We start from the raw sequence: 13,180 nt of genomic DNA on the forward strand, positions 1-13,180 counted from the left end.
GATCTGGTTCGTTCCTCGAACGGGCGCCCGAATCGGTCCCGAGGGCCTAAGACGCTCGTATGCGAACTGTTAAACGATGACCGAACGCGAACCGCGGTCGACGGGGAGACGGCGCCTGTTGGTCGGCGTCGGTGCGGGACTCTCGCTCGCGGCCGCCGGCTGTCTGGGCGACGAGGGCGCGTCGATCACCCCGATCTCGCTCGACGGCGAGCGGGCCTGCGACCAGTGCGGCATGATAATCGAAGACCACCCCGGCCCGGTCGGACAGATCCACTTCGAGGACGACGAGCCCGAGGGCGGGCGGCCGGGGCAGTTCTGCAGCAGCGTCTGCATGTACACCTACCGGTTCGACGCCGAGGACGCGGGGCGGACCGTTCTGGCGGCGTTTCTCACCGACTACTCGCTCGTCGACCAGGAGGTGTTTCGGGAGGGGTCCGACACGATGTTCTCCTCGCACGTCGGGAGCGAGGCGTTTTCGCGGACGACCGACCTCACCGTCGTCGCGCGCAGCGAGGTCGTCGGAGCCATGGGACCCGAGCTGATCCCGTTCAGCGACGACGGGGACGTGGAGTCGTTCGTCGACGAGTACGGCGGCGAGCCGATGCCCGCCGAGGACGTGGACCGGGGGACGCTGGAAGCCTTATAAGCGCTACTCGCTCGCGCCCCACTTCTCGACGCGCTTCGGCCGGTCGGAGACCGCCATCACGTCGATGTCGTCGGCCTTGTGCTCGATCGCCTCCAAGGCCGCCTTCGCGGAGGCGTGCGTCGAGAAGTAGGTGATCTCCTCCTCGACGGCGACCTCCAGCAGCTCGCGCTGACGCGAGACGATGAGGTCGATCTCGCCGCGCTTCGCGGCCTCGATCAGGTCGGTCGCCTCGCTCAGCTCGAAGTGCTCGGCGTACCCCGCGACGAGGGCCTCGCCTTCCTCGGTGTCCGGGTCCGGGAACTCGTCGGCCGAGAGGTCGACGACGGCGGTGCCGGACTCCGGGATCGGCTTGCTCGTCGCGTCCTGCGCCTTGTCGTACGCCTTGCCGAACGAACGGGCCGTGCCCATCACCTCGCCGGTCGACTTCATCTCCGGACCGAGCCGCGGGTCCGAGCCCGGCAGGCGGTCGAACGGGAGGACGACCTCCTTCACGCTGCGGTGCTCCGGGATCTGCTCGTCGACGTCGAGGTCGTCGAGCGTCAGGTCGTCGGTCATCACTTTCGCGGCCAGCTTCGCGATCGGGACCCCGGTCGCCTTCGAGACGAACGGGACCGTCCGCGAGGAGCGCGGGTTGGCTTCCAGTACGTACACCTCGCTTTCGGCGTCGCCGTGGACGCCCGTCACCGCGAGCTGGACGTTGAGCAGGCCGACCGTGTCGAGCGCGCGGGCGATGTCCTGGGTGACCTCGCGGACCCGGCCGAGCGTCTCGTCGTCGAGCGAGCGCGGCGGGATCATGCAGGCGGAGTCGCCCGAGTGGACCCCCGCGCTCTCGACGTGTTCCATCACGCCGCCGAGCAGCACGTCGTCGCCGTCGGCGACGGCGTCGACGTCCAGTTCGACCGCGTCGTCGAGGAACTGGTCGACTAAGATCGGCTTGTCCGGCGAGACCCGGACCGCCTCCTCGATGTACTCCTCGAGCTCCGCGTCGCTCTCGACGACGCGCATCGCGCGCCCGCCGAGGACGTAGGAGGGGCGCACGAGGACGGGGTAGCCGATCTCGTGGGCGAGTTCGAGCGCCTCCGCCTCGCTCGTCGCGGTCCCCCCCTCGGGCTGGGCGACGCCCATCTCGTCCATCAGGACGTTGAACCGGTCGCGGTCCTCCGCGAGGTCCATCGCCTCGACGCTCGTGCCCATGATATCGCAGTCGAGCCCGCGGCGGTCGATCTCCGCCTTGAGCGGTTCGCCCACGTTGACGGAGGTCTGCCCGCCGAACTGCACCATCACGCCGTCGGCGCCGGTGGTCTCGATCACGTCGGCGACCTCTTCGGCGGAGATGGGCTCGAAGAACAGCCCGTCGGAGGTGTCGTAGTCGGTCGACACCGTCTCGGGGTTGTTGTTGACGACGTGCGCGTCGATGCCCAGTTCGCGGAGCGCGCGCACCGCGTGGACCGCGCAGTAGTCGAACTCGACGCCCTGCCCGATGCGGATCGGGCCGCCGCCGACGACCACGACGCTCTCCACGTCGGGGTCGACGCGGACCTCGTTGGCCGCGCCGGCGGTGTCGGCGCCGTCGAGGAACTCCGGCAGCCGCGCCGAGTAGTAGTACGGCGTCGACGCCTCGAACTCGCCCGCGCAGGTGTCGACCTGCTTGTACGTCCGGTCGGGGACCGAGGTTTCGACCTCGCTCACGTCCGCCTCGACGCCGCCGGCGGTCGCCGTCGCGGCGATCTCCGCGTCGGTGCGGCCGACCATCGCGGCCTCGGTGAAGTCGCCCTCGGCGGCCGCGGCGGTCCCGTCGGCGATGTTCTCGAAGCGCTCGACGTACCAGCGGTAGATACCGGTCAGCTCGATCACGTCGTCGACGGTGTAGCCGCGGTCGAACGCCTCGAACATCGCGTACGGGCGGTCCGGGCTCGGGCGTTCGAGGTACTCCGACTCCAGCTCCGCGTCGGACACCTCGCCGAAGTCGACGGCGGGGTCGTACTCGGAGGAGCGCAGCGCCTTCACCATGCTCTCCTCGAACGTCCGGCCGATCGACATCGCCTCGCCGGTGGACTTCATCGCCGTGCCGAGCTCGAAGTCCACGTCGTCGAACTTGTCGATGGGCCACCGGGGCACCTTCGTCACCACGTAGTCGATGGCGGGCTCGAAGGCGGCGGTCGTCTCGCCGGTGATCTCGTTGTCGATCTCGTGGAGCCGCTTGCCCAGCGCGACCTTCGCGGTGACGCGGGCGATCGGGTAGCCCGTCGCCTTCGAGGCCAGCGCGGAGGAGCGGGAGACGCGGGGGTTCACTTCCACCACGCGGTACTCGCCGCCGGGAGTGCCGTCGTCGTGCCACGCGAACTGGATGTTACAGCCGCCCTGAATGCCCAGATCGCGGATCACTTCGAGCGCGGCGTCGCGCATCTCCTGGTGCCCGTCGTCGGGGATCACCTGCGAGGGAGTGACGACCGTCGACTCGCCGGTGTGGATCCCCATCGGGTCGATGTTCTCCATGTTACAGATGATGATACAGGAGTCGTCGGCGTCCCGCATCACCTCGTACTCCAGCTCGACCCAGCCGGCGATGGACTCCGTGATCAGCACCTCGCTGTTGCGCGAGAGGCGGAGCCCCTTGCGGACGCGCTCGACGAGCTCCTCGAAGTCGTCGACGACGCCGGAGCCGGAGCCGCCGAGGGTGTAGGTGGTCCGGGAGATCACCGGGAGACCGCCGACCGAGTCGACCGCCTCCTGCACGCGCTCGCGGAAGGCCGCCTCGTCGAAGTCGGTGACCGACTCGTCCTCGTCCAGCGAGATGGTCGTCGACTTCGGCACGGGCTGGCCGAGGTTCTCCATCCGCTGGCGGAACAGGTCGCGGTCCTCCGTCGCGTAGATGGTGTCGAGCGGCGTTCCCATCACGTCCACGTCGTACTCGTCGAGGATCCCCTCCTCCGCGAGCTCAGCGGTGACGTTGAGCCCGGTCTGACCCCCGAGCCCGGCGATGACGCCGTCGGGCTCCTCGATCCGGATGACCTCCGAGATGGCCTCGGACGTGATCGGCTCGATGTACACCCGGTCCGCCGTCTCCGGGTCGGTCATGATCGTCGCCGGGTTCGAGTTCACGAGAACGACCCGCGCTCCCTCTTCCTGCAGGGCGCGACACGCCTGTGCGCCGGAGTAGTCGAACTCGGCCGCCTGTCCGATCTGGATCGGTCCGCTACCGATGAGTAGTATGGTCCGGTCCTCGCTCATTATCGCGACGGAGTACGCTCATCGTAATAAGGTCGGCGATAGAATACGAATCTCGCAGCGAGTTTGCGATTTTCGCAAGTCAGCGCGTACCACGGTGGTTGATAGTACTTGGCACGTTGGTTGGTAAAGTGCCACGCGGCGGTCGGTGAGACGCCCCGCGGTGGCCGGTGACGTGTCGCGCGATCGGCCAGTAGTGCCGCGCCGCATATCACGGATCGGCGGTTCGAGGGGTCACCACAAGGAATTTAGCAAAAAGCCGGGAATCTCGGGACGGAATGACCCGTTCCCGCCGCCGCCTCCTCCAACTGCTCGGCGCCTCGGCCGCGACCGTCGCGACCGCCGGGTGTCTGAGTCCCGGAAGTCTCGACGCGTACGCGCTCCTCGGAGACGAACTGGACCTCTCGTCGATCGGCCGGCCGTACCTGTGGCCTGACCCGACGGCCATCGACGCCGTGACCCGCGTCGACTTCTCGACGGAGACGAAGACGGCCACGCTCGCGGAGCTGTTCGAGACGGGGAGCGCGACCGTGAGACAGTGGCCGCTCGTCGGACGCGACTCGTGGGGGACCGAGACGCGGCCGCGGCCGACGTTCCTCCAACGAGACGGAACCTACTACGAAGTTCGTATCGCCGAGGAACGACACCTCGAACTGGAGCGGTGGCACTTCGCGGTCGAACGAGTCGGCGAGACGCCGCCCGACGACGCGACGGTCGCCCGACCCCCGTTCGACCTTTCGACGCAGGACGAGCGCGTGCTCGACGCGGCGCTCGACGCGGTGTACGCGGGCCACGACGGGTTCCTCGGCGACCCGGAGTTCGACGAGCTACAGACCGTCGAGTACCACCACGAACTCGACGCCGAGGCCAGCGCGCTCGTCCCGTCACCCCCGTTCGATTTCGTCGAGTACGAAGGCGAGCACTTCCGGCCCGTCGCGGAGCGGCGGACCGTCCGCGTTCCGGAGTGGACGTACACCGTCCACGAGATCGCGGACAGGCGTGCCAGATTCACCGAGCACGCGAGAGGGGTGATCGTCGAACGCGACCTGGACTCCGCCGGGCTTTCGGAGCCCGCCCGGGGAGTGATGGACGACGCCATCGCCGAGGACCCGCGCCGCTACGAGGAGGGCGCCCCGCCCTCGGACGCGCTCGCCGACGCCCTGGACACGCTCGGTATCGCGGACGACCTCCAACCGATAGACGGCTACGAGACCCGGGTCGACTTCCGGAACGTCGTCGTCGGGTATCGAGACGCGGTCTATCGGTTCGATCTGATCGTGACGCCGTAGCCACCCGCGAGCTGTCGCCGGACGACCGCGCACCCGACCCCGGCGGCAGCCGGAACGGCGGCTTCCGGTCCCGAGTCGACCCTCAGGGCACCAGCCGGTACCGGTAGGGGCGATCCGCGATGACCTCGACCTCGCCGCGCTCCGCCCACCGGCCCAACACGGTGGCGACGCGGTGGGGGCTGTCGATCTCCTCGCACTCCCCCGCCAGCGCGAGAATCTCCCGCGCCGTCAGCGGCTCGTCGGCCTCGGCGAGCACGCTGCGGATCCGGTCGTACCGGTCGTATTCGCCGGCGCTCATACGTCTTACGTACGGTCCCCGAATATATAGGATTCAGTGAGACGCGAGTCGGACAGCCGTCTGACACGAGGGCTGTATCGGTCGTTCTCGGTCGTTTGAGGCGTCGAGCGGAACGGGTTCGAACTGGGCGAGGACCGCGCCTATGCGTACGGGTCCTCGGCCTTGAGGTCGCGCTCGGCGCGGTACTGGTCGACGAACTCGGTCACGTCGAACTCGACCATCTCCTGCTCGAACGCCGAGAGCGCCTCGTCGTCGTCCGCGTGGCTCACGGCGTGTTCCATCAGTTCGACGACGAGTTCGACGACGATCTCGTGGAGGCGGCGGGAGTCGAACTCCGTCACCCACGCCATCGCGTACCCCACGTCGGCGTTCTCGCTGGCGTCGTACGCGACGACGGCCTCGGGGAACTCCTCTAAGACGACCCCGAGCAGGTGCGGCGTGTCGAACTCCGGCATCTCCTCGCTCGTGGTCTCGATCGCCTCGCGAAGCACCTCGACCAGGAAGTCCGGGAGGAACCGCTCCGGGGGATGCACGTCCATCACGACCGCGTGCGTCTCGCCACAGTCGCACTCGAACTCGCGCATCCCCAGGTCCAACTCGCCGGACGCGATCGTCTGCCCGCACGGCAGCTCCAGCGTGTTCTCGTCACCGCCGGGGACGCGCGGCTGGGACATACCCGCCGTTGGGCGCTGTCGGGGTTAAAAGGCGCGGAACGGGACGGGTGACACGGGAGAGCTACTCGTCGCCCTCGTAGCCACCGTCATCCGAGACGCTTTCCGCCCCGTCTCCGTCGACGCTCTCGCCGTCGTAGTCCCCGGTTTCGTCGCCGTGATCCTCAGCGTCCGACTCCGCCTCCACTTCCACTTCCGCCTCAACTTCGATCTCGACCCCGTTCGCCTCGTAGGTGGCTTCGATCACCTCGGCGTCGTCGCGTTCAATCCGTAGCTCGTCGCTGTCGACCTCGACTTCCACTTCGACATCGACGGTGACATCGTCGGACATGGCCGGGCGTCGATACGCGCCCCGGACGCAAAAACGGTCGGCGGCGAACGGGGCTCTGCGGTGACGACCGCGAACGGGGCTCCGCGGTGACGACCGCGTCGCCTACTGGAACCCGATCCGCCCGCCGGTGTCGCGGATCGCGTTGCCGCTGCCGCCCTTGAACTGCTGTTCGACCTCCTCGTAGTACGCGAGGATGTCGTCGTTGATCGTGGGGCGCACCGACTCCATCGCGCGCCGGAAGTGCTTCATCTCCACTTCTTCGGCGTCGTCGTCGTCGCGAAGCGCCTCGATGGCCGCCTCGCGGGCGATCCCCTCCAGGTCGGATCCGACGTAGCCGTCCGTGATCTCCGCGATCTCGCGGAGGCTCACGTCGGGCGCGAGCGGCGTGTCCTGCGTGTGGATGTCGAGGATCTGCTCGCGGCCCTCCTGGTCGGGCTGGCCGATCATCACGAGCCGGTCGAACCGCCCCGAGCGCAGCAGCGCGGGGTCGATCATGTCGGGCCGGTTGGTGGCGCCGATCACCATCACGTCGCCCATCTCCTCTAATCCGTCGAGTTCGGTGAGGAGCTGGTTGACGACGCGTTCGGAGACATTGTTACCCATCTCCTGCCCGCGCGAGGGCGCGAGGCTGTCGAGCTCGTCGAAGAAGATGATCGTGGGGCTCACCTGCCGGGCCTTCCGGAACGTCTGCCGGATCGCCTTCTCCGACTCGCCGACCCACTTCGAGAGCAGCTGCGGCCCCCTGACCGAGATGAAGTTCGCGTTCGTCTCGTTGGCGACCGCCTTCGCCATCAGCGTCTTCCCGGTGCCGGGCGGGCCGTACAGCAGCACGCCCTTCGGCGCGTCGACGCCCATCCGGTCGAACTTCTCGGGAGAGGTGAGGGGCCACTCCACCGACTCCTGAACCTGCTCCTTGGCGCTGGAAAGCCCGCCCACGTCGTCCCACGAGATCTTCGGGAGCTCGACGAGCACCTCGCGCATCGCCGAGGGCTCCACCTCCGTGAGCGCGCCGGAGAAGTCGTCGCGCTTGACGATCATCCGGTCGATCAGGCTCGGCGGGACTTCCTCGTCGTCGAGGTCGATCTCGGGGAGGTAGCGCCGGAGCGCCTTCATCGCCGCCTCCTTCGTGAGGCTCTCGATGTCGGCGCCGACGAACCCGTGGGTCTCGTCCGCGAGGTGGTCCAGGCTCACGTCGTCCGAGAGCGGCATCCCGCGGGTGTGGATCTGGAGGATCTCCTTGCGGCCGACCTCGTCGGGGACGCCGATCTCGATCTCGCGGTCGAAGCGCCCGGGGCGGCGGAGCGCGGGGTCGACGCTGTCGACGCGGTTCGTCGCGCCGATGACGACCACCTGCCCGCGCGTTTCGAGCCCGTCCATCATCGTCAACAGCTGGGCGACGACGCGGCGCTCGACCTCGCCGGTCACGTCCTCGCGCTTGGGCGCGATCGAGTCGAGCTCGTCGATGAAGATGATCGAGGGCGACTCCTCCTTCGCGTCCTCGAAGATCTCCCGGAGCTGCTGTTCGGACTCGCCGTAGTACTTCGAGATGATCTCCGGGCCGGCGATCGAGAAGAACGACGCCGAGGTCTCGTTGGCGACCGCCTTCGCGAGCAGGGTCTTCCCGGTGCCCGGCGGGCCGTGCAAGAGGACGCCCTGCGGCGGCTCGATCCCGAGCTTCGAGAAGATCTGCGGGTGTTTCATCGGCAGTTCGACCATCTCGCGGACGCGCTGGATCTCGTTTTGCAGGCCGCCGATGTCCTCGTAAGTGATCCCGCCGCCGGTCTTCTCGAACCCGGAGATCGGCTCCTCGCGGAGTTCGACCTCGGTGTCCTCGGTGATGAGACAGACGCCGTCGGGCTCCGTCTCCACCGCGATCAGCGGGATCGCCTGGCCGGGCGACCGCATGAACGGGTGGTTCGTCGACGACATCACGGGGACGATGTCGCGCTCGACGACCGGCCGCTTGAGGATCTGGCGTTTCACCATGCCGGCGGCGTCGGAGCCGAACTGGACCGACGCCTCCTCGGGCGGGGCCAAGACGAGCTTCTCGGCCTTCTCGGCCTCCGCCTTCCGGATCGTCACGCGCTCGCCGATGCCGACGTCGGCGTTCTGGCGAGTGAAGCCGTCGACGCGGACCGTGTCGGTGTTCCAGTCCTGGCGGTCGGCGCGCCAGACCTTCGCGGCGGTGGTCTCCGCGCCCTCGATCTCGATGATGTCGCCGGGCGAGAGCTTGAGGTGCAACAGCGTGTCGGGGTCGAGTCGGGCGATGCCGCGCCCCGAGTCGTTCGGGTACGCCTTCGCCACTTCGAGTTGAACTTCGTTCATGGTTCCTCGCGGGGGTTATCCGTAACTGCACCCGGTTCGGGAATAAGCCTGTTGCCCCTGTCGGCGCCGCCGGTTCCCCCGAGCGATCCGGGAGCTGCGGCGATCTGTGCCATCATGTAGCACGGTATGAGATCCGCAGTTAAAACGCCGTCGCATGGGCGGGTTTTCGCCGTCTCCGCGGAGCGCCCGGCGGGTCGATCTCCCGGTCTCAGGCGATCTTCATCATCCGGGTCTCGAACTTGCCGACGCGAACGCGGACCCATCCCGCGAGCTCCGCGTCGAGTTCGGGGTCGTCGGTGTCGACCCGGAGCGCCCGCACGTCGTCGAGCTTCGTCCGCGATGCGACGATCTGAACGTCACACCGCCGGATCACCGCCGGCGACAGCTGCGGGTTCCCGCGCCCGAAGACGAACCCCTGCCCACCGATGGGCGAGACGACGATCACGTTCTCCTCGCCGAGCGCGTCGAGGATCTCCTGCTCGGTCCCGTCCCGGACCACCACCTCGCCGTCGCGCCACACGTCGACGCCGATCGGCGACGGCTCGAACCCGAGTTCCGCCTTGATCGCGCCGACCGTCGATCCCGGACCGAGCACGAAGGTGACCCCCTCTCCCTCTCGCTCCCGGATGTCGTCGGCGACGCCCTCGGCCAGCGATTCGACCGTCCCGCTCGCGGTCTGTTTCGACGACTGGAGGTCGTCGGCGACCGGGACGCGCGCGACCGCGCGGAGCTCCGGACGGACCTCCCCCTCCCGGTAGGCGTCCTCGTCGATGTCCATCACCTCGCGGCGCTCGGTGCGGGAGAAGGAGGCCGCGACCTCGGCGGCGTCCTCGGGCGAGACGGCGAACACGGACGAGTACACCTTCACGCCCGCCGGAACGCCCAGCATCGGTGTCTCGGTTCCGCTCCGTTCCAGCGCCGTCGCCACGTCGGTCGCCGTGCCGTCGCCGCCGACGAAGAGGACGAGGTCCACCGGGTCGTCGCCGCCGACGAACGCCTCGACGACGCGCGCGGTGTGTTCGGCCGTCGTCTCCGTGGGGTCGGGCGTCGCGCCGTCGAACGGGTCGACCACGCGAGCCGGCTCGAAGCCGGCGTCGCGGACCAGCCGCTCGCCCATGGGGTCGGCGGCGGTCGAGACGCGCGTCTCGGGGGCGACCGCCGCGAGCCGGTCCAACGCCCGTCGCGCCCGGTCCGGCGCCCGCGGCTCCGCGCCGCGCTCGACCGCCTCTTCCACCTTCCCGTCGGTGCCCTTGAGCCCGACGCGGCCCCCCATCCCGGCGACCGGGTTCACCGCGAATCCGACGTGCATGTCGGGTCATTCGGCGGCGAGCCCTTAAGCGGGCCGCGTCTCGCCGCGGGAAGATCAATATTAAGGCGCCCCCAGAACAAGCGCGACCCATGATACTCGAAGCCGCCCCGGTGGAGCCGCTCCCGATCGACGCGACCGCGACCGCCGTGCTCGTCGCGAGCCTCGTGATCACCGCGGTGTGGCTCGCGTACCTCTATCGCTGAGACGGTTCGGTCTCCGACTCGACCGACTCGACCAGCACCGACCGCTCCCGCACCCACTCGGCGGCGCGCTCCGCCTCGTCGGGGGCCGCCGCCGTGATCTTCACCCGCACGCTCTCGCCGGGATACGATCCAACGCTCACGTCGAACGCCTCCTGCAGCTCCGTGAACCGCTCTAACAGCGCGCTCTCCGGCTCGTCGACGTCGACGACGACGGTGTGGGTCGGAGTCCCCTCGAACTCCTCGACGACCGACTCGAACATCGCCTCCATCTCCGCCGGAACGCCGGGGAGGACGTACACCGACTCGACGACTGCACCCGGTGCGACCCCCTCCTCGTTGGGGAGCGGCCGGCAGTCGGCAGGGAGGTGGGTCGTCTCGGAGACGAGGTCGTCCGCGCTGTACCCCCGCTCCGCGAGCCAGTCCGCGGCCTCGTCGTTGGCGACGAGGTCGCGCCCGAACGCGGCCGCGACCGCCTCCATCGTCACGTCGTCGTGGGTCGGGCCGAGCCCGCCGGTGACGAGCACGGCGTCGTACTCGGCGTGGTACTCGTTGACGACGCGCGCGATCTCGGCGACCTCGTCCGGAACGACCGTCACCCGGCGGACCGTCACGCCGCGGTCGGCGAGCCGGTCGCAGAGCCACGTCGCGTTCGTGTTCTCGGTGTCACCGACGAGGAGCTCGTCCCCGACGGTGACGATTGCGGCGTCCATACCCGCACAAGGCGTCGCGCACTGAAAAAGGGCTCCAGTCCGAGGGGAACGCCGACGTGGACCCCGGTTACTCGTCGTCGTCGTCGTACACGCCGAGCCCCATCTGCCGGCGTCGCTCGCGCAGCTCCTCCAGCTGTCGCCGGAAGTACGCCGTCCCGACGACCGCGGCGATCGCGGCGATCACGAGGATGACCCCGAAGACGAGCAGGTCGGTCTCGCGGTACGACTGGACCACGACCGACCCGCTCGTCACGGAGTCCCACGTGATCCGGTCGCGGTCGTCGACCGTCTCGATCTCGTGGTCTCGCGGCGACACGTGTCCGACGATCGGCACGTCGGTGCTGAACCCGGGCGGGAGCGTCACCGCGTACGACCCCTCGACGTAGGTGAGCGTGGTGAACCGGCGGGGCGACCCGGTCGCCGAGATGGCCACCCGCCCGCCCGCCATCTCCTCGCCGAACCGGACCCACGTCTCGTCCGGGGTGCGCTCGACCTCGCCGCCCTGAGCCCGGAACTCGCTCCCGTTGATCACCTCGCCGTCCGGGTACTGATACCGGAGCGCCTCGAACTCGAAGGGCTGATCGCCCATGTACGGAGTCTGTCGGTAGAACCGTATCTCGTCGACGCCGGAGACGTTGTACACCGCGGTGTAGCGCGTCCCGGTCGACAGGTTGATCGCCGCGTCGCGCTCCGTGTCGAAGTCGTACGAGTGGGGCGGCTCGGCGTCGAGCGTCTCGTTCGCCACCTCGCCCCCGTCGTTGACGTACGTGAGACACCCGGCGCTGACGGCGAGCAGCGCGACGACCGCGATCGCGAGGGCGAAGCGTCGGTTCACTGGTCAGACGACGCAGCGCATCTCGGCCGGGAGGTACGAGCCGATCGCGGCCAGCAGCCCCGGCGGGTCGGTGTCCTCGGTGCAGACGACGCTCTGTTCCAAGAGCCCCAGCCGCTCGACGGTGACGATGTCCTGGGCGTGGCCCGCGCGGTTCACGGTCGCCCGGACCTCGCCGCGGGTCGCCGAGTTGACGTTGAGGCGCCCGTCACCGCGCTGCCAGTCGTACAGGCGGTCGCGCTCGGCGTCCGCCAGCCGGCTCGGCTCCGCGTCCGGATCGCCGACGTCGCCGCCGTAGACGAACCGGACCGGGAGGTGTTGGACCAGCCCGAACCGCTCGACGACCTGCTCGGGCGACCCCCTGCCGAGGCCGATCTCGTCGGCCGGGATCCGCACGTCGACGCCGGCGTCGAGGACGAAGCCGTCGTCGTCCCACGATTCGAGGGTGCCGACGTACTCCTCGCCGGCTTCCAGCCCCTCGTCGTGGGCGACGACCTCGCCCCACGTCTCCGCGAGGACGTTGCGGGCGACTGCGGCGTCCTCGCCGCTCACGTCCACCTGCACGAAGTCGTCGTCGCGGACGCCGACGTGCCAGTCGACGTCGAGCTCGCCGACGTCGTTGGCGACGAGCGAGTTCATCCCGTCGAGCGCGCGGTCTCGGGCGTCCCCCTCGACGTAGCACTTGGTTGCGAGGACGACCATCAGCCCGTCACGTCCACGTTGAGCTCGTCACGGAGCTCCTCGACGCGCTGGCCCATCGCCTCGCGGAGCCGGTCGTTGTCCATCGCCTCGACCGGGGAGCCGCACTCCGGGCACTCGAAGCCGAAGTCCATCGCCTCGCCGAACTCGAAGCGGATCGAACACACCTCACAGAGGTAGAACTCGTGGGTGCGCTCGTACTCCTCGCGCTCCTCTAAGGCGTCGAGCAGGCGGTACATCTCCTCTTCGAGGTTCTCCGGGATGTTGTCGTAGTGGAACGTCCAGAGGTACGTGAGCCATCCCGAGTCCTCGTCGCGCACCCGGCGGTAGGTGGCGAGGTCGTTCTCGTACAGGATGAACAGCGCGCGTCGGACGTCGTTGAGCTCCAGTCCGAGCTCCTCCGCCAGCTCCTCGTCGGTGACCTCGCCGTCCGGCGGCGCGGCCGCGACCGGCATCCCCGTCGGCCCCACCAGCTCGTGGAGGTACTTCTGGATGACGGGGTCGTTCAGTAGATCCTCAAAAGCCATTACGTGGATCTGGTGGAGGAACCGGGTTAAAAGCTCCGGAAGGAGCGGTCGCCGCCGTCCGCTGTCGCCGCCGGTCCGGTCAGTGCGATCCGCCGCCGGGACCGCCCGCGGC

Annotated in this window: 12 protein-coding genes; 2 read left to right on the top strand and 10 right to left on the bottom strand. The window is 68.9% G+C overall.

Going from position 1 to position 13,180, the window contains the following annotated elements; genetic code table 11:
• The first annotated feature begins 76 nt into the window (after window positions 1–76).
• Window positions 77–646: a nitrous oxide reductase accessory protein NosL gene (locus C471_RS02515; RefSeq protein WP_004046390.1), complete on the top strand. Its 570-nt coding sequence runs from the start codon at window positions 77–79 to the stop codon at window positions 644–646.
• Window positions 647–649: 3 nt separating this feature from the next.
• Here C471_RS02515 and carB read toward each other — a convergent pair whose 3' ends face one another.
• Complete coding sequence (gene carB / locus C471_RS02520; protein WP_004046391.1) at window positions 650–3,877, bottom strand: carbamoyl-phosphate synthase large subunit; 3,228 nt, start codon at window positions 3,875–3,877, stop codon at window positions 650–652.
• Window positions 3,878–4,152: 275 nt separating this feature from the next.
• Between carB and C471_RS02525 the strand changes: the two genes are divergently transcribed.
• A complete protein-coding gene (locus tag C471_RS02525) occupies window positions 4,153–5,163 on the top strand; it encodes a hypothetical protein (protein WP_004046392.1) in 1,011 nt (336 codons plus the stop codon).
• Window positions 5,164–5,245: 82 nt separating this feature from the next.
• Here C471_RS02525 and C471_RS02530 read toward each other — a convergent pair whose 3' ends face one another.
• From C471_RS02530 to C471_RS02570, 9 genes are all read right to left on the bottom strand, one after another.
• Entirely contained in the window at window positions 5,246–5,461 is a 216-nt protein-coding gene (locus tag C471_RS02530; protein ID WP_004046393.1) for a hypothetical protein, read from the bottom strand.
• A gap of 140 nt (window positions 5,462–5,601) precedes the next feature.
• On the bottom strand, window positions 5,602–6,135 hold the full coding sequence (locus C471_RS02535) for a DUF5815 family protein (RefSeq protein WP_004046394.1): 534 nt from the start codon (window positions 6,133–6,135) through the stop codon (window positions 5,602–5,604).
• A gap of 61 nt (window positions 6,136–6,196) precedes the next feature.
• Window positions 6,197–6,463 (bottom strand): hypothetical protein, encoded by a 267-nt coding sequence (locus C471_RS02540; protein ID WP_004046395.1) that lies wholly within the window; start codon window positions 6,461–6,463, stop codon window positions 6,197–6,199.
• A 102-nt stretch (window positions 6,464–6,565) separates the two neighbouring features.
• Window positions 6,566–8,788 carry a CDC48 family AAA ATPase gene (locus C471_RS02545; RefSeq protein WP_004046396.1) on the bottom strand — a complete coding sequence of 741 codons (2,223 nt, stop codon included), beginning with the start codon at window positions 8,786–8,788 and terminating at the stop codon, window positions 6,566–6,568.
• Window positions 8,789–8,996: 208 nt separating this feature from the next.
• Window positions 8,997–10,097, bottom strand: a complete 1,101-nt coding sequence (locus C471_RS02550) for an ATP-NAD kinase family protein (RefSeq protein ID WP_004046397.1) — start codon at window positions 10,095–10,097, stop codon at window positions 8,997–8,999.
• Between the two features lie 193 nt (window positions 10,098–10,290).
• Complete coding sequence (locus C471_RS02555) at window positions 10,291–11,010, bottom strand: competence/damage-inducible protein A (protein ID WP_004046399.1); 720 nt, start codon at window positions 11,008–11,010, stop codon at window positions 10,291–10,293.
• Between the two features lie 67 nt (window positions 11,011–11,077).
• Window positions 11,078–11,845 carry a DUF5803 family protein gene (locus tag C471_RS02560; RefSeq protein WP_004046400.1) on the bottom strand — a complete coding sequence of 256 codons (768 nt, stop codon included), beginning with the start codon at window positions 11,843–11,845 and terminating at the stop codon, window positions 11,078–11,080.
• A gap of 3 nt (window positions 11,846–11,848) precedes the next feature.
• Window positions 11,849–12,544, bottom strand: coding sequence for a DUF2110 family protein (locus C471_RS02565; RefSeq protein ID WP_004046401.1), 696 nt, complete (start codon window positions 12,542–12,544; stop codon window positions 11,849–11,851).
• Window positions 12,544–13,068 (bottom strand): transcription factor TFIIE subunit alpha, encoded by a 525-nt coding sequence (locus tag C471_RS02570; RefSeq protein WP_004046402.1) that lies wholly within the window; start codon window positions 13,066–13,068, stop codon window positions 12,544–12,546. The genes C471_RS02565 and C471_RS02570 overlap by 1 nt, the downstream gene beginning before the upstream one ends.
• Window positions 13,069–13,180: the final 112 nt, after the last annotated feature.

It is taken from the genome of Halorubrum saccharovorum DSM 1137 (assembly GCF_000337915.1).
Lineage (GTDB): Archaea > Halobacteriota > Halobacteria > Halobacteriales > Haloferacaceae > Halorubrum > Halorubrum saccharovorum.

Excerpts from the sequence above, each read along its gene's own strand:
- C471_RS02515 (WP_004046390.1), top strand. The coding sequence starts at position 77 with ATGACCGAACGCGAACCGCGGTCGACGGGGAGACGGCGCCTGTTGGTC.
- carB (WP_004046391.1), bottom strand. The coding sequence starts at position 3,877 with ATGAGCGAGGACCGGACCATACTACTCATCGGTAGCGGACCGATCCAG.
- C471_RS02525 (WP_004046392.1), top strand. The coding sequence starts at position 4,153 with ATGACCCGTTCCCGCCGCCGCCTCCTCCAACTGCTCGGCGCCTCGGCC.
- C471_RS02530 (WP_004046393.1), bottom strand. The coding sequence starts at position 5,461 with ATGAGCGCCGGCGAATACGACCGGTACGACCGGATCCGCAGCGTGCTC.
- C471_RS02535 (WP_004046394.1), bottom strand. The coding sequence starts at position 6,135 with ATGTCCCAGCCGCGCGTCCCCGGCGGTGACGAGAACACGCTGGAGCTG.
- C471_RS02540 (WP_004046395.1), bottom strand. The coding sequence starts at position 6,463 with ATGTCCGACGATGTCACCGTCGATGTCGAAGTGGAAGTCGAGGTCGAC.
- C471_RS02545 (WP_004046396.1), bottom strand. The coding sequence starts at position 8,788 with ATGAACGAAGTTCAACTCGAAGTGGCGAAGGCGTACCCGAACGACTCG.
- C471_RS02550 (WP_004046397.1), bottom strand. The coding sequence starts at position 10,097 with ATGCACGTCGGATTCGCGGTGAACCCGGTCGCCGGGATGGGGGGCCGC.
- C471_RS02555 (WP_004046399.1), bottom strand. The coding sequence starts at position 11,010 with ATGGACGCCGCAATCGTCACCGTCGGGGACGAGCTCCTCGTCGGTGAC.
- C471_RS02565 (WP_004046401.1), bottom strand. The coding sequence starts at position 12,544 with ATGGTCGTCCTCGCAACCAAGTGCTACGTCGAGGGGGACGCCCGAGAC.
- C471_RS02570 (WP_004046402.1), bottom strand. The coding sequence starts at position 13,068 with ATGGCTTTTGAGGATCTACTGAACGACCCCGTCATCCAGAAGTACCTC.